Consider the following 22,159-nt stretch of genomic DNA (forward strand, 5'->3'; position numbering starts at 1 on the left):
AGCCCGCCAGATCCCGGGACGGTCGACGACCGCGCCCAGCGGGCGCAACGTGCGGGCAACGTAACCCGCTCTACGGTGGCCCCGACCGCCAGCGAGGTGGTCGGCGAGGATACACCCGGAGGACAGCGATGACGCTCGAAGCCGTTCGTGAGGCCACCGATCTGCCCGCCCGCGGCCACGATGGTGCCGACGTCGTCCGCCGAGCAGCCCGGGTACTGGTCGTGGATTCCGAGCCGGTCGTCCGGCACGGTCTGCGCGCGCTGCTGACCGCGGAGCCGGACCTCGCGTCGGCCGGTGAGGCCGCCTCCCCCCGGGACGCGCTGATGGCCGCCGAGCGGGCCCGGCCCGACGTGATCGTCGTCGACATCGAGTTCGGGCGCGACGAGCGCCCGGGACTCGACCTGGTGCGTGCGCTGCTGGAGCGCTGCCGCGGCACCAAGATCCTGGTGCTGACCGGCTGCCGCGACCGTGACTCGATGATGCGGACCGTCCGGCTCGGTGTGCACGGCTACCTGCGCAAGGGCGCCGACACGACCGAGATCATGCGTGCGGTGCGCGCGGTGCTGCGTGGCGAGGGCGTCTTCGACCCCGGGACCGCCGGTGCCGGACCGCTGCAGGTGCTGCGCGAGCCGGCCCCGTCCACCGGCCCGGACCTGTGCAAGACCTCGCTGCTCACCGACCGCGAGAACCAGGTGCTGCGGCTGCTCGCCGTGGGGATGAGCAACCGCGAGATCGGTACCCGGCTGCGGATCTCCGAGGCCACCGTGAAGTTCCACGTGCGGAACCTGCGCGACAAGCTCGAGGTCCGCCGCCGCACCGAGATCGTCTACACCGCCGCCCGCCAGGGCATCGTCTGACCGCCGTGTGAATCCCGGCGCCCGTTGCGGCGCCGGAACCCGATCCGCCGGACCGGGGCGCGTGGAGAAATCCCGCCCCGGTCCGCGCTCTGTCCCGGAGTCGATCTGCGCGTTCACGCCCGGGCGGGCGACGCGACTCGGGGATGCGGCGGCCCCCGGTAAGGCGCCAGTGGGTCGCCGAGCGTGGCCGAGCCCACGTCCCGCTGCGCCGTCGTTCACTCGACGGCCATCTTCTTCTCACTCGTCAGGAGGACGCGGGTGCTGTGATGCGGAGGAACCGGGCGATCGTCATCCGAACGCCCGCCGCCGTCACCCCACCACGAATCCAGGAGGACGACCGTGGCCGACCGCTGCCCCGGCGACACCCCCGAGTCCGGCTCCCGCCGGATGCTCCCCGTCCTCGACCGGGCGCAGCCCCGGCCCGGGCGCCAGGGCCTGACCTGCCGCTACCGGTGCGGGGACGCCTGCTCGAAGCCGGAGCCGAACCCGTCGTCGAACGGGTACTTCGGCGACGTCCTGCAGACCGTCCTCGACCGGCGGGGCATGCTCCGTGCCGGCGCGGTGCTCGGCCTCTCGGCCGGGGCCGGTGCGGCACTCGCGGGCACTGCGTCGGCCGGGACCCCGGTCGCGCAGCAGGGCTCCGCGCACCCCCTGGGCGCCGACCCGGCGACGCAGGCCGGGCCGCCGCGCGGGCTGCGCTACGAGACCGTCGCGCCGAACCTCGACGACACGATCCGCGTCCCGCACGACTACGCGACCAACGTCGTGATCCGCTGGGGGGACCCGATGTTCCCTGACGCCCCCGAGTTCGACTTCGAGAACCAGACCGCCGCCGCCCAGGCCCGCCAGTTCGGTTACAACAACGACTTCTGCGGGATCCTGCCGATCGACGGCGCCGGGCGGCGCTACGTCATGTTCTCCAACCACGAGTACACGCTCGAGCCGCTGATGTTCCGCGGCTACGACGAGGACGCGCCCACCGAGGAGCAGATCCGGATCGGCATCGCCGCGCACGGCGGCGGCATCGTCGAGGTCACCCGCGAGCTGAGGACCGGCGAGCTGCACTACGACCGGGCCGGGAAGCTGAACCGCCGGATCACCGCCGAGACCGAGATGGTGCTCGACGGCCCGGCCGCCGGCGCGGACGTGCTGCGGACGACGTCCGACCCGGCCGGGCGCACTGTGCTGGGCATGATCGGCAACTGCGCCGGCGGCACCACCCCGTGGGGCACCTTCCTGTCCGGGGAGGAGAACTTCGACGGCTACTTCGCCTCCGGCCCGGTCACCGACCCGCGGCTGGAGCGCTACGGCCTGGCGGAAGGGCCGTCGGAGCGCAGGTGGGAGCGCGTCGACCCGCGCTGGGACCTGGCGAAGGAACCCAACGAGGCCAACCGGTTCGGCTACATCGTCGAGATCGACCCGCACGACCCGGACTCGAAGCCGGTCAAGCACACCGCGCTGGGCCGGTTCAAGCACGAGGGCGCCACCGTGGCGCTGACCGACGACGGTCGTCCGGTCGTCTACATGGGTGACGACGAGCGCTTCGACTACGTCTACAAGTTCGTGTCGGACAAGCGGATGCGCCGCGGGAACAGCCGGGACGCGCGCGAGCACAACGCGACCCTGCTCGCGTCGGGCACGCTCTACGTCGCCACCTTCACCGGCAACAGCCCGGCCGCGGAGATCACCGGGAACGGCGCCCTCCCGCGCGACGGGGAGTTCGACGGCAGCGGGGAGTGGCGGCCGCTGGCGTCCACGACGAAGTCCTACGTGGACGGAATGAGCGTCGCCGACGTCTTCGTGTTCACCCGGCTCGCCGCGGACCGGGTGGGCGCGACCAAGATGGACCGTCCCGAGGACGTCGAGCCGAACCCGCGGACCGGCAAGGTCTACATCGCCTGCACCAACAACTCCGACCGCGGCAAGGCGGGCGAGATCGGCGCGGACGAGGCGAACCCCCGCGTCGACAACCAGCACGGCCACGTGATCGAGCTGACCGAGGCGTCCGACGACCCCGCGGCGACCCGGTTCGGCTGGAACATCCTGCTGGTCTGCGGGAACCCGGACGACCCGTCGACGTACTTCGGCGGGTTCGACAAGGCCCAGGTCAGCCCGATCACCTCACCGGACAACATCGCGTTCGACTCCTACGGCAACCTGTGGCTGTCCACCGACTCCGGCCAGGCGTTGGAGATCAACGACGGCCTCTACGGCGTTGTGCTGGAAGGCCCGCAGCGGGGCTCGACCCGGCTGTTCGCGAGCGTCCCGGTGGGCGGCGAGTGCTGCGGCCCGATCATCACCGAGACGTTCGTGCTGGTCTCGGTGCAGCACCCCGGCGACGTCGACGACGCCTCACCGGAGGCACCGGCGTCGCACTGGCCGGACGGCGGCGCCGCGCAGCCGCGCCCGTCCGTCGCCGCGATCCGGCACCTGCAGGACGGCCGGCCGGCGAAGATCGGGGTGTAGGCGCCGTCAGGCGCACCGGGCGAGGGAGGGGTCGCCGGAGCCGGCGCTCTTCTCGAACGAGATGTGCACGTGGTCGTGGTGGTTCGCGGTCTCCCCGCCGCGGTCCTCCATCTCGGTCCATCCGGAGCCGTGGTTCATCTGCTGCTCCCAGATCACGTACTCGACGCCCAGCTCGTCGGCGTTGGCCAGCGCGCACTCCGCGATCCGGTCGCCGTCGCTTCCGCGGACCATGAGATCGAGCGCGTGCCCGGTGGGATGGTCGGAGACGTTGCCGCGCTGGGCGACGCCGATCAGCTCCGGCTGCCCGTAGGCGCACCCGAGGAACACCGCCGCGTCCTCCACCCAGCTCTTCACCGGGCCGAGCTCGTCGGTGTCGATGTCGCAGGAGGCGTCGCCGAGGGCGGACCCGCCGGCGATCCGGGCGCGCTCGGCGGCCTCGCGCGCGACGCGCTCACCCTCCGCGGCGGCGGCCCGGCCGGCCTCGGCGGCCGCGTCGAGCAGGCCGGCGTCACGGACGATCTCCGAGCCCAGCACCGGCTCGGTGCGGGGCGCCTCGGCGGCCGCCACGGCGTCGGCGAACGCGACGCCGAGATCGTCCGCGGAGTCCGCCGAGGCTGCGGAGTCCGCGGAGCCGTCGGAGACGCCGACGGACGCCAGGCGCAGGTCGGCCTCGGCCGGACCGAACTCCAGCCCGGCCAGGGGCGTGACGACGGCGAGGGTGCCGCTCGCGACGGCGGCCGCGGTGGCGACGTGGCGCAGCCCGGGAAGGGCTTCGACCTGCGCCCGCCGATGGCGGTGTCGGGGCACGACAGATCTCCTCCGGCGCACGGGCCGGGCGGGCTGCGGGGGAGCGTGGGACGGGGAGTCCCTGCCCGTCGGGGGAACCGGACCGCGCGTTTCGTGCCGGACGCTAGTGAGATGTCACCGAATGTCCGATGCCGTGGTCGTTCCGTGACGACGACCGCGCGTGATCATGCGGCGAACGGTCGCCGTCGCCCGGCCCCGGCCGGTGTATCCGGAATCGGGTCTTTACCCGACCGGACGTTCGGTGCAAGGTATCCGCGGGCCGGCACACCGGAGTCCCGGCCCGGGGGTGAATCCGCATGACATCCACCGGCCCGACCACCGGTTCCGGGAGCGTCGCCGACACCACCGGCTCCGCTCCCCGCCAGGTCCGTCGCGTCGCGATCACGAGCGCGATCGGGACGACCATCGAGTGGTACGACTTCTTCATCTACGCCACGGCCGCGGCCCTGGTGTTCAACAGCCAGTTCTTCTCGACGATGTCCGCCGCGTCGGGCACGCTCGCCGCCTTCGCGACACTCGGCGTCGGCCTCGTCGCACGCCCGCTCGGCGGGATCGTCTGGGGCCACTTCGGTGACCGGATCGGCCGCAAGAAGATGCTGGTCGCCTCGTTGCTGCTGATGGGCATCGCGACCGTCGGCGTCGGCCTGCTGCCGACGTACGCGCAGATCGGGATGGCCGCACCGGTCCTGCTCGTCGTCCTGCGCCTGCTGCAGGGGCTGAGCGCCGGCGGGGAGTGGGGTGGCGCGGCGCTGATGTCGGTCGAGCACGCGCCGCCCGGCAGGCGTGGGCGCTACGGCTCGTTCCCGCAGATCGGCGTGCCGGCCGGGCTGATCCTGGCCCAGCTGGTGTTCCTGGTGGTCTCGAACACGACCTCGCCGGAACAGTTCGCGGCCTGGGGCTGGCGGATCCCGTTCCTGCTGTCGATCGTGCTGGTCGTCGTCGGCCTGGTGATCCGCCTGCGCGTCGAGGAGAGCCCGGTGTTCGCGATGCTGCGGGAGAGCCGCTCGCGCAGCCGCGCCCCGATCGTCGAGGTGTTCCGCAACCGGCCGCGCGAGCTGGTGCTGGCCTCGCTCAGCTTCATCGCGAACAACGCGATCGGCTACGTCTTCCTGGCGTACCTGCTCTCCTACGGCACCCAGGTGCTGGAGGTCCCGCGCAACACGATGATCATCGTGGTGATCATCGGATCGCTGAGCTGGCTGGCGAGCATCGTGGGCGGCGCGATCTGGTCGGACCGGGCCGGGCGCAAGGCGGTCTACCTGGTCGGCTCGGTGCTGCTCGTGGTGTGGCCGTTCCCGTTCTTCCTGCTACTGAACACCACGTCGTTCGTGGCCATGGTCGGTGCCGTGATCGTGCTGACGATCGGGCTCGGCCTGTCCTACGGCCCGCAGTCGGCGCTGTTCGCGGAGATGTTCGAGGCCCGCTACCGCTACAGCGGGGCGTCGTTCTCCTACGCCGTCGGTGCGGTGCTGGGTGGCGGGTTCGCCCCGCTGATCGCGACCGCGCTGCAGCAGGCGTACCGGACCTCGTCGGCGGTGGCGGCGTACATGGTCGCCGTCGCGGTCATCTCGCTGGTGGCGATCCTGTTCATCCGGGAGACGCACCGGCCGGAGGCGCCCGCACGGCTGTCCTGACCCGCGCACGACGAAGGCCGGGCCCCTGCTGTGGGCCCGGCCCCCAACGAGGCGCTAGGAGCGGTGCCTGCCGTCCGCGGTCGCGTCCAGACTCCGCGCGCGGCGGCGGCCCGCGACCGTGCCGGTCTCGGCTGCCGGGCTGTTCATGGAGCGTGCCTGTTCGGCGAGCTCACGGGTGACGCACGGCCAGGTCGCGCTGACGCCGGCGGCGTCCCGGCACTCCCGGCAGCACCCCTCGGCGTCCGGAGTGTGTTCCTCCAGGGTCCGCTCGAGCAGATCGGGCATCTCGGACAGGATGTTCGCGAGCGCCAAGACTCACCTCCAGGTCGATTGCGGGGGACAGTAGTAGTCCGGATCACCCGCTCGGCTCAGGGGCGCAGGCGTCCCTCCGGCCGTGCGTACCGCTTCCGGGTGGCCCTGCCGGTCCGGCGGCACCCACCGTGCACGGCGCTCACTCCCAGGTCGGAAGCCTGCTCGATCCGCCGGTGTCCGGCACGCGGGAACGCCACGCCCGGCGACCCGGCGGCCCGGTGCGACCGTCCGGCGGCACGCGGTACCGCAGGCCGCTCGGTGAATCGCGCCACGGATCGGCAACCGGTGGAAACGACACGGCGACACGCACCCTCGATGCGCTGGACGTGTGGTTCGGGCCACCCTGGCGGGCGGCCGCATCAGGCGTGCGGGATCTCCCGCTCGATCTCGGCCAGCCACAGCGCCGCCGACATGTCCGACGGTGCCCGCCAGTCACCGCGCGGGGACAGCGCGCCGCCGGCCGAGACCTTCGGACCGTTCGGCAGTGCGGACCGCTTGAACTGGGAGAACGCGAAGAACCGCTTCGCGAACACCTGGAGCCAGCGTCGGATCTCGGCCGCGTCGTAGACCGGGCGGTCGTCGTCGGGGAAGCCGGGCGGCCAGGCACCCGCCGCCGGGTCGGACCACGCGTGCCCGGCCAGGAAGGCGATCTTCGACGGGCGGAAGCCGTGCCGCAGCGTGTACCAGAGCGTGAAGTCCTGCAGCGCGTACGGCCCGACCGTCGCCTGGCTGGACTGCACCTCCTGGGTGCCGTCGGAGGGGACCAGCTCCGGGGTGATCTCGGTGTCGAGCACCGAGCGCAGCACGTCCGAGACCGTGTCGTCGAACTGCCGCGACGAGACCACCCACCGGATGAGGTGCTGCATCAACGTCTTCGGGACGCCGCCGTTGACGTTGTAGTGCGACATCTGGTCGCCGACGCCGTAGGTGGACCAGCCGAGCGCCAGCTCGGACAGGTCGCCGGTGCCGAGCACGATGCCGCCGCGCTGGTTGGCCAGCCGGAACAGGTAGTCGGTGCGCAGCCCGGCCTGGACGTTCTCGAAGGTGACGTCGTACACGGCCTCGCCGCGGGAGAACGGGTGACCGATCTCGGTGAGCATCGTGCGCGCGGTGGGTGTGATGTCGATCGTCTCGAAGCTGACCCCGAGCGCCTCGGACAGCGCGACCGCGTTGTTGCGGGTGTGGTCGGAGGTGGCGAAGCCCGGCATCGTGAAGGCCAGCACGTCGGTCCGGGGGCGCCGGAGCCGGTCCATCGCCCGCGCGGCGACGATCAGTGCGTGGGTGGAGTCCAGCCCGCCGGACACCCCGATGACGATCTTCGGCTGACCGATCGCGCGCAGCCGCTGTTCCAGCCCGGAGACCTGGATCGAGTACGCCTCGTAGCAGTCCTGCTCCAGGCGCTCGGGGTCCGCGGGCACGAACGGGAACCGCTCCACGGTGCGGCGCAGGCCGATGTCGTGCCCGGGCGGGTCGAGCCGGAACCGCACGGTCCGGAAGTCGTCGGTGCGCGCGGCGTGCGTGCGGCGGTTGTCGTCGAAGGTGCCCTGCCGGCGCCGCTCGGCCGCGATCAGGTCCAGGTCGAGGTCCGCGACGGTGCGCTGCGGGCCCTGCGGGAACCGGTCGGACTCGGCGAGCTGCTCACCGTTCTCGAAGATCATCGTCTGGCCGTCCCACGCGACGTCCGTGGTCGACTCGCCCTCGCCTGCGGCGGCGTAGACGTAGCCGGCCAGGCAGCGCGCCGACGACGACCGGCACAGCATGCGGCGCCGCTCGGCCCGTCCGACCGTGATCGGCGACCCGGACAGGTTGGCCAGCACCGTCGCCCCGGCCAGCGCCGCCTCGGCCGACGGCGGGATCGGCACCCAGTAGTCCTCGCAGAGCTCGGCGTGCAGCACGAACCCGGGCAGGTCGTCGGCGGCGAACAGCAGGTCGGGTCCGAACGGGTACTCGTCGGATCCGATGTGGATGGTGGCGCCGCGCAGGTCGTCACCGGCCGCCATCTGGCGGCGCTCGTAGAACTCCCGGTACGTGGGCAGGTACGACTTCGGCGCCACCCCCAGGATCCGGCCGCCGTGGATCACCACGGCGGTGTTGTGGATCCGGTGCCGGTACCGCAGCGGGGCCCCGACGACGAGCACCGGCAGCAGGTCCGCCGTCGCCTCCGCCAGCGCGACCAGCTCCCGCTCGACCGCCTCCAGCAGGGTGTCCTGCAACAGGATGTCCTCGAGGGAGTAGCCGGACAGCGTCAGCTCCGGGAAGACGACGAGCCCGACCCCTTCGGCCGAGCACCCGCGCGCCACCTCCAGCACGGCGGCGGCGTTCGCGGCCGGCTCGGCGATCGTCGTGTGCAGTGTCGACGCGGCGACCCGCAGGAAGTGATGGCGGTAGACGGAGCGGAAGTCCACGTCGGCCATTGTGCCCGTGCGCGGCACGGGGGGCCTGGGCGCTCCTTCCCCTCCCGCGCACGGGGTGTCGCTCTACCTGCCCAGCAGTCGCAGCACCGACGACGGCCGCCCGGCGAAGCCCTCGGCCTCCAGCGCCACGAACAGGATCCGCGGCAGGTCCCGCACGGCCGGGAAGAGTACGTAGCGCGGGTACCAGGCGGGCCGGAACTTCGCGTTGAACCGGTACAGCGAGTCGATCTGCCACCAGCGCGACGCGAGCCGCAGCAACCGCGCCCAGGCCCGCGCCACCGGCCCGGCGCCGATCCGCTCACCACGCTCGAGCGCGGACCGGAACACCGCGAAGTTCAGCGACACCCGGGCCACACCGAGGTTCCGTGCCGCCGCCATCAGCTCGACGATCATCAGCTCGTTGACGCCGTTGTCGGCATCGGGATCGCGCACCATCAGGTCGAGCGACAGGCCGTCCGGACCCCACGGGACCAGCTGCAGCATCCCGCTCGGCGCACCGTCGCGGAACGCGGTGACGAGCACCGCGTCCGGATCGGCCGGGTCGGCGATCCGCGACGACGCCATCGAGAACCCGCGCTCGTGCTCGCCACCCCGCCAGCGGCGCGCGCGCTCGGCGATCCGTGCGCGGTCCTCGTCGTCGTGGTCGCCGAGCCTGCGGACGACCACGGTGTGCCCGGTCCGCCGCATCCGGTTGACGGTCTGACGGACGCCGCGCATCGGCCGTCCGTCCAGGGTGAACGTGGCCGTCTCGAGGAACGCCTCGTCGCCGAGCTCCAACGCGTCCAGACCGGCCTTCGCCCAGGCGGTCGCGCCCCGCTCGGAACAGCCCAGCACGGCCGGTGACCAGCCGTAGCGGGTGCACTCGCCGAGGAACGCCTCGATCGCGCCCGGCCAGGCCCCGATGTCGCCGATCGGGTCGCCCGCGGCGAGCGCGACCCCGGCCAGCACCCGGTAGGAGACGGCGGACCGGCCGCCGGCCGCGAACACCGCCGCCTTGTCCCGGCGCAGCGCGAAGTAGCCGAGCGAGTCGCCGTCGCAGTGCGTCAACAGCTCCCGCAGCCGCTGCTCGTCGTGCGGCTCCAGGGACGGCCGTGGCTCGGGGGAGCGCAGCAGGTGGTACCCGGCGGTGAGCACGGCGACCACACCGAAGGTCAGTCCGACGGCGGCGGTCAGGTCGTCCAGCCAGGCTGCGTCCGCGGTGAACGACACCGGCCCGGTGACGCCGGCCAGCGACGCCCCGGCGTGTGCGGCCTGCGCGGCGACCGACGGGTCCCCGGCGAGCCGGCGCGGGTTCAAGGCCAGCAGCACCCACACCACGAGGAACCCCGACAGTCCGAACTGGACGACCGTGCGGACGGCCCGGCCCGGGCCGCCGGGGTCCTGCTCCGCGACGAAGTGGCGCCGGGTGGACAGCAGTGCCACCAGCAGCGCCGCCACGAGCACGGTCGGCGCGAGACCGTGCCGCTGGTCGAGGACGTGCAGCAGGTTGACGACGACCAGGAACGACGTCGTGCCCGTCGCGACCCACCAGGCGCGCTGCTTGCGCCGGCGCAGCCCGGTGGCCAGCAGCAACAGGCCTGCGCCCGCCACCGTCGTCACGACCAGCGCGGCCAGCCCGACCCCGGACGGAAGGCCCAGGGTGCTGCGCAGCTCGCTGCCCAGCAGCCGGCGCGGTGCAGGCAGCACGGCGGTGAGCACGGTGAGCAGCCCGACGATGCGGGCGGACCACACCACGGCGCGGACGACCGCGGCCTCGGACAGCCGGCGTCGCCGGGCCTCCGGGTCCGGGCGCGGGTTCGGGCTGCGGGTGCGGGCGCGACGGTGCCGGCGGTCCCCGGCGGGCGCAGACCCCGGCACGCGGTCCTCCTGTCACTCCGGTTGGGCTGTCACTCCGATTACGGCTCCACGGCGGCGGTCCGGCGAGCCGTTCGCGCCGACGTTCGGATCCGGTCGAGTACCGGCACCGCACCGGCACCGGAGCCGCGGCGCGGGTGCCGAACCTAGCCCCGCCACCCGCGCCGGAACGCGCGGGCGGCCGCGCACGACCGGTGTGTCGTCCCCCCGGACGCAGAGGGGATCGAGTGTCACGCAGATGCTCGTGCGCGAACCTCTCGGTGACACTCGGTCGGCGATGGGGCGAGCGTGACCGGACGCGTGGGGTCGGGCTGGTTCCGCGTCGCTGGAGCTTCGGTTCGGGGAACGTCCGTCGGGGGACGCCCGCAGCGGTTCCGTGGTCGACCCTCTGTTGTCGCGCAACGTATCCGTTGGGCCGGTGGTGCCACACGGGTCACTCGTCCGGTGTGGGTGCGGTGGATCGGGGCATGGCCCGGATCGCTGCCGTCGACCCTCTGGTGTCCGAGCTACACCACACGCCGAACGGAGGCGACAGGGATGATCACCAAGGACATGACCCGGGACCTCATCGGCCGCCAGGCGGTCGACACGCACGGCGCCAAGGTCGGCAAGATCGGCCAGGTCTACCTCGACGAGCGCAGCGAGACGCCGACCTGGGCGACGGTCAACACCGGGATGTTCGGCACCAAGGAGAGCTTCGTGCCGCTCCAGGGCGCGGACATCGACGATGGTGCCGTGTCGCTGGCGGTGGCGAAGGACGAGGTCAAGGAGTCCCCGCACGTGGGCCGGTCGGACGAGCGCCTCACCGGCTCGGAGGAGGGCCAGCTGCGTCACCACTACGGCACGCAGGACGCCGCCGCCGGGCGGTCCGGCCACGGCACGGCCGCGGACGGAACGGCCGGCGCGGATCGCGGACGTGGGGCCTCCGACGACGCGATGGTCCGGCACGAGGAGCGGCTGCGGGTCGGCACCGAGTCGGAGGAGACCGGCCGGGTCGCGCTGCGCAAGTACGTGGTGACCGAGGACCAGACGGTCACCGTGCCGGTCAGCCACGAGGAGGTCCGGGTGGAGCGCGAGCCGATCGACCGGGACGGTGACGCCGGGACGGCCCGCTCCGGGGCGATGGGCGAGGAGACCCACGAGGCCACCCTGCACGCCGAGCGCCCGGTGGTCGACAAGACCACGGAGGCCGTCGAGAAGGTGCGCCTGGACACCCGCACCGTGACCGAGGACGAGCACGTCTCGGACACCGTGCGCAAGGAGGAGATCGACGTCGACGACCCGCAGCAGGCGCTGCGTCGCGACCGCGACGCCCGGAGCTGACGAGCTCCCCTGACCCACTCCCGGCGCGTCACCGGTGCCCACCCCGGGCCCGGTGACGCGCCGGTCCCATGAGTCGCCCCCGCCCGCCGAGCGTCCCGTTTCGGTCATCCGCAGGGCCAGAACGTGACGCTCGATGGGTGGGTTGGCAGGTCAGGCCGGCGGAGCCGGGTCGGCGGTGCGGGTGTCCTCTCCCGGCGCGTTCGCCGTGGTCGCCTTGACGGTGGCGTCCTCGGGTGCGGTCTCCCCGCTCACGCCCTCCCGGGACGGCGCGTCCGGCCGGCGTTCGGAGACGACCACGGTCGTCAGCGGGCCCTCGCGCCGGAACCCGACCAGCAGCGCCGCGAGCATGCCGCAGACCAGGATGAAGATCGGTAGGCCGATCACGGTGATGACCTCCTCGAGCGCACTGATCGCTTCGTCCCCGCCGAGCAGCAGCAGCGCGGCGGCGAGCCCGCCGAGCGCGAGCGCCCAGAACAGCCGCTGGCGCAGCGGGCTCATCTCGCCCGTGCCGGAGCAGAGCATGTCGACCACCAGCGACGCCGAGTCCGCGGAGGTGACCAGGAACAGCACGACCACGATGACCGCGATCCCGGAGATCAGCGTCGCCAGCGGGAGCTCCTGGAAGAACGCGAACATCGCCAGCGAGGCACCGCTCTCGGCCACCGCGGTGGAGATCGGGCCGCCCTGGCCGTCGATCCCGTCCGATGCCATCGCCGACCAGCCGAAGATCACGAACCAGACGACCGTGAACGCGGCCGGTGCGAGCAGCACACCGCCGACGAACTGGCGCACCGTGCGGCCGCGCGAGATGCGAGCGAGGAACACGCCCATGAACGGTGCCCAGGTGACCGTCCACGCCCAGTAGAAGACGGTCCAGCTCGCCTGCCAGCCCCAGCCGCCCGGGTCGGTGTACGCGGCGAGCGAGTCGTTCCAGAACGACAGCGGGATGATGCTACTGGCGTAGAGGCCGACACTCTCGACGAGCGAGCGCAGCAGGAAGACCGTCTGCCCGCCCGCGAAGAGGACGAACAGCATGAGCCCGACGGCGATGCCGATGTTCAGGTTGGACAGCCGCTTGATGCCCTTGTCCAGGCCTGCGGCCACGGAGAACGTCGCGATCACCGCGACCAGCAGGACGACGCCGACGCGCAGGGCCGTCGAGTCCGCCACTCCGGTCAGCGCGCTGATGCCGGCGCTGATCTGGGAGGTGCCCAGGCCCAGCGACACGGCGAGACCGAACATCGTGCCGAGCACGGCGGCCACGTCGATGCTCTTCCCGATGGGGCCGTAGATGCGGTCGCCGAGCAGCGGGTAGAACACCGACGACACCCGCAGCGGCAGGTTGTAGCGGTAGATGAAGAACCCGAACGCCAGCCCGGGCAGGGTGAAGATCGCCCAGGTGTGCAGGCTCAGGTGGTAGAGCGCGAACGACATGGCGTCCTCGGCGGCCTGCGCGCTGTACGGTGCGACGCCGTCGAACGGCGGCTCGCTGAAGTGCGAGATCGGCTCGGCCACGCCCCAGAACATCAGGACCGTGCCGATACCACCGGCGAAGAGCATCGAGAACCAGGACAGGTTCGAGTACTCCGGTGTGTCGTCCGGGCCCCCGAGCTTGAGGTTGCCGTAACGCGAGAGCGCAGCCCAGGCCAGGAAGAACAGCCAGACGGTCACGCCGAGCACGAAGAACCAGCCCAGGTTCGTCGTGATCCACTCCCGGCCGGCGGCGAACACGGTGCCGATCGGGCCCGGGAAGATCAGTAGCAGGGCCAGGAAGAAGAGCATCAACCCGGCCGACCAGAAGAAGATCTGCGGATTCGTCCGCAGGCCCAGTTTGTTTGCGAGGTTCTCCACTCGACCGCTCCTCCCCGGCCGACGGCAGCCCCGCAGTTTTCGGACGTCCGCCGGCGGCAGCGAGAGCGGTTCTGCGTCGGCGCAGCCGCGACAGAATGTCCGATTGCTGTCGGGCTGTCCACCGATCAGCCTTCGCGGATCGCCTTGCGTGCGACCGGAAGAGTGGATTGACCTGGGCTCATTTCAGGTCCACAACGGTGCGTGATCACTCACCCGCCAGATGACTCGTGGGTCCCCGAGCGGGTCAACCGAGGCGGACCGGGAGCTCGTCGTAGCGGGTCCACAGCGGCATCGTCTCGAGGGTGAGCTCGTCACGGGGGACCGCCAGCGACAGCCGGGGGCGTCGGGTGAGCAGCACCTGGACCGCGATGCGGGCCTCGAGACGAGCCAGGTTCGCTCCGAGACAGAAGTGCGGGCCGTAGCCGAAGCCGAGGTGGTGATTGGGACTGCGGGTGATGTCGAACCGGTCGGGTGCGTCGAATGCCTCCGGGTCCCGGTTCGCCGAGCCCAGCAGCGGCAGGACCGAGGCTCCGGCGGGGATGGTCCGGCCGTCCCAGTCGATGTCCTCGGCGGCGGTGGCCGGCTTGGTGCCACCGACCGGTCCGGCGTAGCGCACGATCTCCTCGATCGCCGAGCGCCACAGGGCGTCGTCGTCAGGGGCCTGCTGCAGGCGGTCGCGCTGTTCGGGATGGTCGAGCAGGGTGACGACCGCGTTGGTGATCAGGTTGTAGGTGGTCTCGTAGCCGGCGACGACCAGGGTGAACACCATGGAAACGATCTCGTCCTCGGAGAGACGGTCGCCGTCCTCCTCGGCGTGGATCAGGCCGGTGAGGATGTCGTCACCGGGGTCCGCGTGCTTGCGGGCGACCAGGTCACGGGTGAACGCCACCAGGTCACGGACCTGGGTGTCCCAGTCCTCGGCGCCGCGGTCGCTCAGCAACGCGGTCACCCCGCTCCGGAACCGCGAACGGTCGGTCTCGCCGACGCCGACCATGTCGGCGATGACGGTGTAGGGGATGGGCAGGGCGAAATCCTGCCGCAGGTCGACGACGTCGTGGTCGGCCAGCGCATCGAGCCGCTCGACGGCCAGCTCGCGGACTCGCTCACCGAGCTTCGCGGTCATCTTCGGGGTGAAGGGCTTGGAGACGAGTGTGCGCAGCCGCTTGTGCTCCGGCTCGTCCTTCATGATCAGTGATTCGGTGCTGAGCAGCCGCAGGTGCTCGGGCAACCCGGCCGTCATGGCTGAACCGCCGACCGGTGAGCGGGGCAGGCGCGGGTCGGTGAGCATCGCTCGACAGTCCCGGTACCGGGAGAGGACCCAGATCGGCTGGGAGACCGGCCCGTACTCGAGCCGGGTCCGGGCCAGCGGGGCGTGCTCGCGCAGCCATGCGTAGTGGCTCAGCGGGTCGGCGGCGAACTCCGGGGCCCCGATCGTGAAGGGGGCCTCGGGCACCGGAGTGGTGGGAGTGCTCATGGCCAGGTCTCCTGTCTGATCGTTCGTCGTTCCAGATGTCCCTGCTGGGCGTCGATCGGCACCTGTGCTCATCCGTGCCCCGGGCCCGCATCGAGCCGAGCACCCAGGATGCTGTGTCGGCGATGGCGTCCGGGCTGGTGTGCGAGAGCACGTGCCCCCCACCCGGGACGACGGTCGTCGGCACGTGCAGCAAGCGCGCCGTAGTCGGCTGCAGTCGCCGGAACCCGAAGAAGCGGTCGTGGTCGGAGACGACACCCTCGCCATACATTCCGGCGAGCCGTGGCGAGCACGTGATCCAGCCAGGCCCGGTACCCGGCGACGGGGTCGACCTCGGGCCGCTCTGCGCAGCTCAGCCCGGGCCGGCCCGGAAGGTCGGCCACGGTGACCCGGAACGAACCGGCCAGTGCTCGGATCACCGGGATCGAGATGGCGGCGTTCATGTTCGTCCCGGGCAACAGCAACAGATCCTGCGATCCGGTTCCGAACGTCGTCAGGTGGGTCGGCTCGAGTGGGGAGTCCACGACCCGCCGGCACGCCGACGGCAACCGTCGGTCCAGCTCACCAGTGCACCAGGCACGGATCGCCGTGCGCCCCGCAACCGAGCGGTAGATGCTCACCGGGTCCCCATTTCGGTCGTGGCGTCATGACGACGCCGACCAGGCTTCCCGGCACACCGGAGGGGACGCTACGCCTCGGAACTGCCCGAGGAAAGGTCTCCCGACCACGCCATCACGATCGATGTCGCGACGACCTGGGAGTCGCAGCGCGGGGTCGGCAAGGCGTAACAACCAGATCGGCCCCCCACCTTGCTTCAGCAGGTGAGGGGTCGATCTGGTTGAGGCACTAGAAGTGCCCCCGGCAGGATTCGAACCTGCGCTCCCGCCTCCGGAGGGCGGTGCTCTATCCCCTGAGCTACGGGGGCCGTGCAACGAGGAGAACATTACCGCACGCGTCCCGCGGGATCATGCAGGGGGTGTCGGCCTTACATGATCGAGGCCTATGGAGTGCCGCGTTCGCCGTGGCGCGCGCTTCACTCCACAACGGATGACCACACGGGGGCTGGGGACCACCGACCGGCGCAGGGTGATGGCGTCGATATGACGTGAATGGTTTCCGGGTATTTGTTTCGTAAAGCGGTTCGGATCGGGTGGACACCGGCCCCGGAGCTGTCGTACAAAGTAGATTCATCGATTCGTGGATCGTGGTGACGTCGCAGGTCGAGGCGGTGCGCGAGGGCTCCGTCGTTGTCCGGTCGTGGCCGAGGAATCGGCGACCCGGGGCGCCGGAAACTGCGCACGAACTCGAGAGGAACCCACCGATGACAGAGCGGGACGCGAGCCCGGTCACGACCGACGGCCCGGGCTCGTCGGCCGACGAGATCACCCACGACCAGCTGATGCGGCGCAGCGCCGAGCGGCCGCGGCGCGGGTGGCGCAAGACGCTCTACGAGGTCACCGGCGGCCGGTACAACCCCGGCATCAGCGAGGCCGAGGCCGAGCGGAACGTGCTACTGCGCCGGATCCGGCGCCAGCTGCCCGGCGCCTACCGGATCGCGGTGACCTCGATCAAGGGCGGTGTCGGCAAGACGACGGTCACCGCCTGCCTGGGGATGACGCTCGCCGACCACCGCGGGGACCGGGTCGTCGCCCTCGACGCGAACCCGGACGCGGGCACCCTCGCCGACCGGCTCACCGGCGAGACCGGCATCACCGTCCGCCAGATGCTGGAGAAGATCGACAACATCGACTCGCTCACCGAGATGAGTCGCTACACGAGCCTGGCCGGGCGGCTCCAGGTGCTCGCCAGCGACCAGGACCCGGCGATGAGCGAGGCGTTCAACCGGGAGGAGTACACCCGGATCTGCACCGTGCTCTCCCGGTTCTGCAACATCCTGCTCACCGACTCGGGCACCGGCCTGGTCCACTCGGCGATGGAGGGCACGCTGGAGCTGGCCGACGCGGTGGTCGTCGTCGGTGCGCCGACCGTCGACGGTGCGAGCCGGGCCGGGAAGACCCTGGACTGGCTCGCCGCGCACGGGCACGGCAGGCACGCGGAGAACGCGGTCGTGGTGCTGTCGCACGACCGCAGCAGCGACGAGGTCGACGTCGACCGCATCCGCGACCACTTCGCGCAGCGCTGCCGCGCGGTGCACTCGGTGCCTGCCGACCCGCACCTGGCCGCCGGCGGGCGGATCGACCTGGACCTGCTGCGCGAGCCGACCCGCGAGGCGTTCCTGCGGATCGCGGCGACGATCGCCGACGACTTCCCGACCCGCTGAGCGCACCCGTCGCGGGTCAACCGCCGGCCGACACCCACCACCCGTAGCTGCGGTAGTCCGGGTACGGAGCGAGGAACGGGTGCTCCGGCCGGGTCGTCACGGTGATCTCGTCGCGGGTCACCCGGTCGCCCAGGATCGTGAACGACGCCTGCCGCCACGGCATCCCCTCGGGCAGCGTCCAGCTGCCGGACGCCCGCCCGTCGACGTCCACCGCGACCACCCGGGTCCGGTCGCCCGCGAGCGGTGTGTCGGAGCCGAGCCGTCCGGTCAGCGTCACCGGGCGGCCCGGGGTGAGCCCGCGCAGGGTGAAGGTCTCCCCGCCGACGACCCGGCGGCCGCTGTCCGCGACGACCCGCCCGTCGACCACGGCCCGGTCCAGCAGGCTCGCCGGCTGCAGACCCAGCACCGGCGGATCCGGTGTCCAGCCGTGCGCGGCCTCGTCGGCCATGTCGCCGACGTTCAGGTGGTCGGTGATCCGGCCCGGGACGGCGACGTCGGGCAGGTCCGCCGAGCCGTCGAGGCTCCAGTCCGCCTTCCACACGCTCACCCGGTCACAGCTGCGGTCGATCTGGCAGGTCTGCGGTGCGGTGGGCGAGATCGGCCGGGCCGGCCCGGCGAGCTGGAACGTGATCACCGGTTCGGCACCGAGCACCGCGGCGCGGCCGAGGTCGGCGAGCGGTACCCCGCCCCACCGGTCGAAGACGGCGAACCAGTCCGGCCGGTCGTCGGGCGGGAGCCTGCGGACCGCCTCGTAGAGGGTGCCCGGCCCGTTCAGCGACGGCGCGGCCATCCCGTTCGTCGTCAGCCCGATGAGATCCACCGTGCGGTGCCCGCCGAACCAGGCCGCGGCGCCGGCGTCGTTGATGGCGACGACGTCGCCGGGCGGCACGTTCCCGGAGATCCACTGCGCGACGCTGACCGGCCCCTCGCGCATCGCCGACGCCTGTTGGCCCAGCCGCAACGCCCAGCTCGGCGTCACGAGCAGGGTGAACAGCAGGGCCACCGTGAGCAGGCTGTGCAGCGCGGCCCGGCTGCGCAGCGCCGACGCGACGGACGCGACCCCCAGCACCCCGAGCAGCAGCACGAGCGGCAGGAACGGCTGCAGGTAGCGCAGGTTCTGCCACTGCGCGGTGGTCAGCGTCGAGATGCTGAGCAGCGCCGCCGCCAGAGCCGCGCCGAGGCAGAGTGCGAGCGTCCGTTCCCGGTGGTGCACGGCCAGGGCGACCAGACCGAGCACGGTGAACACCACGGTCAGGGGCGGCACCACGTCCTGCCCGGTGAGCCCGGCCAGCGCGCCGACCAGGGACTGCAGGTTGCGCAGCGTGTGGTCGGCGATCTCCAGCGGCTGGCGCAGCAACCCGGCGTGCAGCCACGACTTCGCCAGGACGCCGTTCGCCTGGGAGGTGCCCGTCGCCAGCCGGAAGATCAGCAGCTGGCCGAGGAAGGCGAGCAGCGGGAGCGGCACGAGCAGCGTGGCGGGCGAGCGCAGCCGGCCGGCCCGGTACGAGGTCCACAGCATCGCGGCGACCAGCGCGGCCGCGACGATCATGCCCTCCGGGCGGGTCAGCGCCAGCAGCGCTCCGAGCACCGGCGTCCACCGGAACCGGGGCCGCTCGTGCAGGTAGAGAGCGAGGGTCCCGATCAGCAGTGCCGCGAGCAGCCCGACCTCCATACCGCTCGCGCCGCCCCACAGCAGCGGCCCGGACAGCGCCGTCAGCGCCCCGGCCCACGCCCCGGCCGCACGGCCGCCCCACCGGTGCCCGACCAGGGCGGTCAGCGCCGACGCGGCCGCGACGCAGAGCAACCCGAGGCCGACCGCGAACCCGAGCAGCCACCGGTCACCGAACCCGATCGCGTACGCCCCGCCCAGCAGCGCGGTGTAGAGCAGGCTGGACGCGCCCGTCGTCACCGGCGCGCCGGGCTGGTAGCGGAGCGGCTCGCCCAGGCCGAACTGCCGGCTGTACTGCAGGTGGATGTAGACGTCGTCCAGCGGCGGGACCAGGTTGCCGTGGTTGTAGGCCAGCGAGACGGCGACGAACCCGGCACCCAGCAGCAGCGAGAGCAACCCGGAGCCGGCGGCGACGGCGCCCGGGCCACCGAGGACGGGTGCGCGGGGCGGTGGGTGCTCGCTCATGGACCTCCGGATGCGGGCGCTGCCACGCCCGGTGTCACGCGTCGTGCCGGCGCGCTCTCAGGCCCAGCGCCCGACGAACTCGACCACCGCCGCGTTCACCTCGGCCGGGTTCGAGGCGCTCAGGAAGTGCTGACCGCCGTCGACCACCCGCAGCTCGGCGGACGGGGAGTTGACGAACCGCGCGATCCCGTCCTCGGCGTTGGGTACCGAGTAGACGGCGTCGGCGGTGCCGTGCATCCACAGTACCGGGCAGCGGACCCCGTCCAGGCGGGCCTGCAGGCCGTCCCGGTCGCGCAGGTTGACGGTGCTGGTTCGAAGCCGGTGCCGCCCGGCGTCCCCGGTGTAGTTGCGCCGGTACTCCGCGAGCCAGAACTCGCGGTCCTCGGCGGTCACCGTGTCACCCAGCCCGGCCCCGAGGACGCCGTCGACGAACTCGTCGGGCACGACCCAGTCGTCGGCGACCGGCTCGGCGAGCGCGTCGATCGACGGCGTGCAGAACTCGACCGCGTCCCAGCAGCCGAGCTCGCGGCTGCGTGGGCTCTCCAGGTCCATCGAGGTGCCGAGCGGGACGATCCCCGTGATCCTCTCCGGCGCGAGCATCGCCATCCGGGCCGCGATCCAGCCGCCCTGCGACGTGCCGAGGACGAAGGCCTTCCTGATGCCCAGCGCGTCCAGCGCCTCCAGGTCGGCGACGGCGCTGTCCCAGTAGGTGAACTGCTCGTACCCGGCCCGGGTCTCGCCGTGCCCGTAGGGCTCGAGGGCGAGCAGGTTGACCGCCCCGGCGAGCGCCGGATCGGCGAACTGCGGCCGGTACAGCTCGGCCGAGGTGGTGAACGAGTTGACCAGGACGAGCGTCGGCCGCGCGGGGTCGTACGGCGCGGCGAACCGGTAGCCGACCGTCGAGGTCCCGAGATGGGCGACGGTGAGGGTGGCGGTGGTGTCGGACACGGTCATCTCCGTTGAGGATCGTGGGTGGCGGGGCGGGAGCGGAGCGTCGATCGATCCTGGCCCACCGGCAGCCCGGCGACCAGCGGACCGTCCGGAATCCGCACAGCCGAGACCTGCATCGGCGCCCCCGCGGCCACCTCCTAGAATCTCGACGGTGACTCCCGACGTGCTCGCCGACCTGGTCCGTGACGTCGCGCTGGACGTACTGACCCGACGCGGCCTGGACGTCTCCGCCCTGCCCGCCGACGCGGGCGTCGAGCGTCCCCGCAACCCCGAGCACGGTGACTACGCCACCAACGTCGCGCTGCGCACCGCCAAGAAGGCCGGGGTGAACCCGCGCGACCTCGCGACCTGGCTGGTCGAGGAGCTGGTGGAGCGGGACGGGATCGCGAGCGCCGAGATCGCGGGCCCGGGCTTCATCAACCTGCGCCTCGCCGCGGACGCGCAGGGCGCGATCGTCGGCGAGATCCTCGTCCAGGGCGCCGCCTACGGCACCGGGCAGGACCTCGCGGGTACCCGGATGAACCTCGAGTTCGTCTCCGCCAACCCGACCGGCCCGATCCACCTGGGCGGGACCCGCTGGGCCGCCGTGGGCGACGCGCTCGGCCGGGTGCTCGCCGCGCGGGGCGCCGAGGTGACCCGCGAGTACTACATCAACGACGCCGGTGCGCAGATCGACCACTTCGCCGCGTCGCTGATCGCCGCGGCCACCGGCGGGCCCACCCCGGAGAACGGCTACGGCGGCGCCTACATCGCTGAGATCGCCGAGCGGGTCGTGGCCGCCGAGCCCGGCATCCTCGACCTCCCCGAGACCCAGCGCCACCAGGCGTTCCGCCGGACCGGCGTCGCCCTGATGCTGGAGGAGATGCGCAGCTCGCTGCACGGGTTCGGCACCGACTTCGACGTCTGGTTCAGTGAGCTGTCGCTGCACGAGTCGGGCGCGGTGGGGGACTCGGTCCAGCAGCTCAAGGACAACGGCAGCCTCTACGAGAAGGACGGCGCGTGGTGGCTGCGCTCCACCGAGCAGGGTGACGACAAGGACCGGGTCGTCATCAAGAGCGACGGGACGCCGGCCTACGTCGCCGGTGACATCGCCTACCTGCGGGACAAGCGCGCCCGCGGGGCCGACCGCTGCATCTACATGCTCGGCGCCGACCACCACGGCTACACCGTGCGGCTGAAGGCGGTCGCGGCCGCGTTCGGTGACGACCCGTCGGTCGTCGAGGTCCTGATCGGTCAGATGGTGAACCTGGTCCGCGGTGGCGAGCCGGTCCGGATGAGCAAGCGGGCCGGGACGATCGTGACCCTGGAGGACTTCGTCGACGCCGTCGGTGTCGACGCCGCCCGCTACTCCCTCGTCCGGTCCTCGGTCGACTCGACGCTCGACATCGACCTGGACCTGGTCTCCAGCCGGACCAACGAGAACCCGGTGTTCTACGTCCAGTACGCGCACGCCCGGCTCGCCTCGCTGGCCCGCAACGCCGCCGACCTGGGCGTCGAGCCCGGGGAGGGGTTCGGCCTGCTCGTCCACGACCGCGAGGGCGACCTGATCCGGACGCTCGGCGAGTTCCCGGAGGTCGTCCGCTCGGCCGCGGAGCTGCGCGAGCCGCACCGGGTCGCGCGCTACCTCGAGTCGCTGGCCGGGGCCTACCACAAGTTCTACGACTCCTGCCGCGTCCTGCCCCAGGGCGACGAGGAGGTCACCGACCTGCACCGGGCCCGGCTCGCGCTGTGCGTGGCGGCCCGGCGCGTGCTGGCGAACGGGCTCGGACTGCTCGGCGTCGGCGCGCCCGAACGGATGTGAACC

At 72.2% G+C, this 22,159-nt stretch carries 14 protein-coding genes and 1 tRNA gene; 6 read left to right on the top strand and 9 right to left on the bottom strand.

Annotated features, from left to right (window positions below; all coding sequences use genetic code 11):
- Positions 1–128 precede the first annotated feature (128 nt).
- Together JOF36_RS08860 and JOF36_RS08865 are read left to right on the top strand one after the other, a co-directional pair.
- Positions 129–857 carry a LuxR C-terminal-related transcriptional regulator gene (locus tag JOF36_RS08860; RefSeq protein WP_210026094.1) on the top strand — a complete coding sequence of 243 codons (729 nt, stop codon included), beginning with the start codon at positions 129–131 and terminating at the stop codon, positions 855–857.
- Positions 858–1,244: 387 nt separating this feature from the next.
- Positions 1,245–3,323: a PhoX family protein gene (locus tag JOF36_RS08865; RefSeq protein WP_210035293.1), complete on the top strand. Its 2,079-nt coding sequence runs from the start codon at positions 1,245–1,247 to the stop codon at positions 3,321–3,323.
- A gap of 6 nt (positions 3,324–3,329) precedes the next feature.
- On the opposite strand, the gene JOF36_RS08870 is transcribed toward JOF36_RS08865, so the two are convergent.
- The gene (locus JOF36_RS08870) at positions 3,330–4,130 is read right to left on the bottom strand and encodes a VldE C-terminal domain-containing protein (protein WP_210026096.1); all 801 of its coding nucleotides are present in this window, start codon (positions 4,128–4,130) and stop codon (positions 3,330–3,332) included.
- A gap of 296 nt (positions 4,131–4,426) precedes the next feature.
- Here JOF36_RS08870 and JOF36_RS08875 point away from each other — a divergent pair, with 296 nt between their 5' ends.
- Positions 4,427–5,764, top strand: a complete 1,338-nt coding sequence (locus JOF36_RS08875) for an MFS transporter (RefSeq protein ID WP_210026098.1) — start codon at positions 4,427–4,429, stop codon at positions 5,762–5,764.
- Positions 5,765–5,818: 54 nt separating this feature from the next.
- On the opposite strand, the gene JOF36_RS08880 is transcribed toward JOF36_RS08875, so the two are convergent.
- The 3 genes from JOF36_RS08880 to JOF36_RS08890 all read right to left on the bottom strand — a co-directional run bounded on the left by JOF36_RS08880 (position 5,819) and on the right by JOF36_RS08890 (position 10,251).
- Complete coding sequence (locus JOF36_RS08880) at positions 5,819–6,076, bottom strand: hypothetical protein (RefSeq protein ID WP_210026100.1); 258 nt, start codon at positions 6,074–6,076, stop codon at positions 5,819–5,821.
- Between the two features lie 359 nt (positions 6,077–6,435).
- Entirely contained in the window at positions 6,436–8,490 is a 2,055-nt protein-coding gene (locus tag JOF36_RS08885; RefSeq protein WP_281072243.1) for an NAD(+) synthase, read from the bottom strand.
- Positions 8,491–8,553: 63 nt separating this feature from the next.
- A complete protein-coding gene (locus JOF36_RS08890) occupies positions 8,554–10,251 on the bottom strand; it encodes a phosphatidylglycerol lysyltransferase domain-containing protein (RefSeq protein ID WP_245351625.1) in 1,698 nt (565 codons plus the stop codon).
- Positions 10,252–10,881: 630 nt separating this feature from the next.
- Here JOF36_RS08890 and JOF36_RS08895 point away from each other — a divergent pair.
- Positions 10,882–11,667, top strand: a complete 786-nt coding sequence (locus tag JOF36_RS08895; protein WP_245350731.1) for a DUF2382 domain-containing protein — start codon at positions 10,882–10,884, stop codon at positions 11,665–11,667.
- 150 nt (positions 11,668–11,817) lie between these two features.
- Here JOF36_RS08895 and JOF36_RS08900 read toward each other — a convergent pair whose 3' ends face one another.
- The 3 genes from JOF36_RS08900 to JOF36_RS08910 form a co-directional block, all read right to left on the bottom strand.
- Positions 11,818–13,518 carry a BCCT family transporter gene (locus JOF36_RS08900; RefSeq protein ID WP_210026105.1) on the bottom strand — a complete coding sequence of 567 codons (1,701 nt, stop codon included), beginning with the start codon at positions 13,516–13,518 and terminating at the stop codon, positions 11,818–11,820.
- A 244-nt stretch (positions 13,519–13,762) separates the two neighbouring features.
- The gene (locus tag JOF36_RS08905) at positions 13,763–14,992 is read right to left on the bottom strand and encodes a cytochrome P450 family protein (protein WP_210026106.1); all 1,230 of its coding nucleotides are present in this window, start codon (positions 14,990–14,992) and stop codon (positions 13,763–13,765) included.
- A gap of 850 nt (positions 14,993–15,842) precedes the next feature.
- Positions 15,843–15,914, bottom strand: a tRNA-Arg gene (locus JOF36_RS08910).
- Positions 15,915–16,310: 396 nt separating this feature from the next.
- Between JOF36_RS08910 and JOF36_RS08915 the strand changes: the two genes are divergently transcribed.
- Positions 16,311–17,270, top strand: a complete 960-nt coding sequence (locus JOF36_RS08915) for a MinD/ParA family ATP-binding protein (protein ID WP_210026108.1) — start codon at positions 16,311–16,313, stop codon at positions 17,268–17,270.
- A gap of 16 nt (positions 17,271–17,286) precedes the next feature.
- On the opposite strand, the gene JOF36_RS08920 is transcribed toward JOF36_RS08915, so the two are convergent.
- Both JOF36_RS08920 and JOF36_RS08925 read right to left on the bottom strand, forming a co-directional pair.
- Complete coding sequence (locus tag JOF36_RS08920) at positions 17,287–19,404, bottom strand: DUF8728 domain-containing protein (protein ID WP_210026110.1); 2,118 nt, start codon at positions 19,402–19,404, stop codon at positions 17,287–17,289.
- Between the two features lie 57 nt (positions 19,405–19,461).
- Complete coding sequence (locus JOF36_RS08925) at positions 19,462–20,358, bottom strand: alpha/beta fold hydrolase (protein WP_245350733.1); 897 nt, start codon at positions 20,356–20,358, stop codon at positions 19,462–19,464.
- Positions 20,359–20,506: 148 nt separating this feature from the next.
- On the opposite strand from JOF36_RS08925, the gene argS reads away from it, so the two are divergent.
- Entirely contained in the window at positions 20,507–22,156 is a 1,650-nt protein-coding gene (argS, locus tag JOF36_RS08930) for an arginine--tRNA ligase (RefSeq protein ID WP_210026111.1), read from the top strand.
- Positions 22,157–22,159 lie beyond the last annotated feature (3 nt).

Source organism: Pseudonocardia parietis, assembly GCF_017876315.1.
Taxonomy (GTDB): Bacteria; Actinomycetota; Actinomycetes; order Mycobacteriales; family Pseudonocardiaceae; genus Pseudonocardia; species Pseudonocardia parietis.

Coding starts and splice junctions, on each gene's coding strand:
- JOF36_RS08860 (WP_210026094.1), top strand. CDS start 129: ATGACGCTCGAAGCCGTTCGTGAGGCCACCGATCTGCCCGCCCGCGGC.
- JOF36_RS08865 (WP_210035293.1), top strand. CDS start 1,245: ATGCTCCCCGTCCTCGACCGGGCGCAGCCCCGGCCCGGGCGCCAGGGC.
- JOF36_RS08875 (WP_210026098.1), top strand. CDS start 4,427: ATGACATCCACCGGCCCGACCACCGGTTCCGGGAGCGTCGCCGACACC.
- JOF36_RS08885 (WP_281072243.1), bottom strand. CDS start 8,490: ATGGCCGACGTGGACTTCCGCTCCGTCTACCGCCATCACTTCCTGCGG.
- JOF36_RS08895 (WP_245350731.1), top strand. CDS start 10,882: ATGATCACCAAGGACATGACCCGGGACCTCATCGGCCGCCAGGCGGTC.
- JOF36_RS08905 (WP_210026106.1), bottom strand. CDS start 14,992: ATGAGCACTCCCACCACTCCGGTGCCCGAGGCCCCCTTCACGATCGGG.
- JOF36_RS08915 (WP_210026108.1), top strand. CDS start 16,311: ATGACAGAGCGGGACGCGAGCCCGGTCACGACCGACGGCCCGGGCTCG.
- JOF36_RS08920 (WP_210026110.1), bottom strand. CDS start 19,404: ATGAGCGAGCACCCACCGCCCCGCGCACCCGTCCTCGGTGGCCCGGGC.
- JOF36_RS08925 (WP_245350733.1), bottom strand. CDS start 20,358: ATGACCGTGTCCGACACCACCGCCACCCTCACCGTCGCCCATCTCGGG.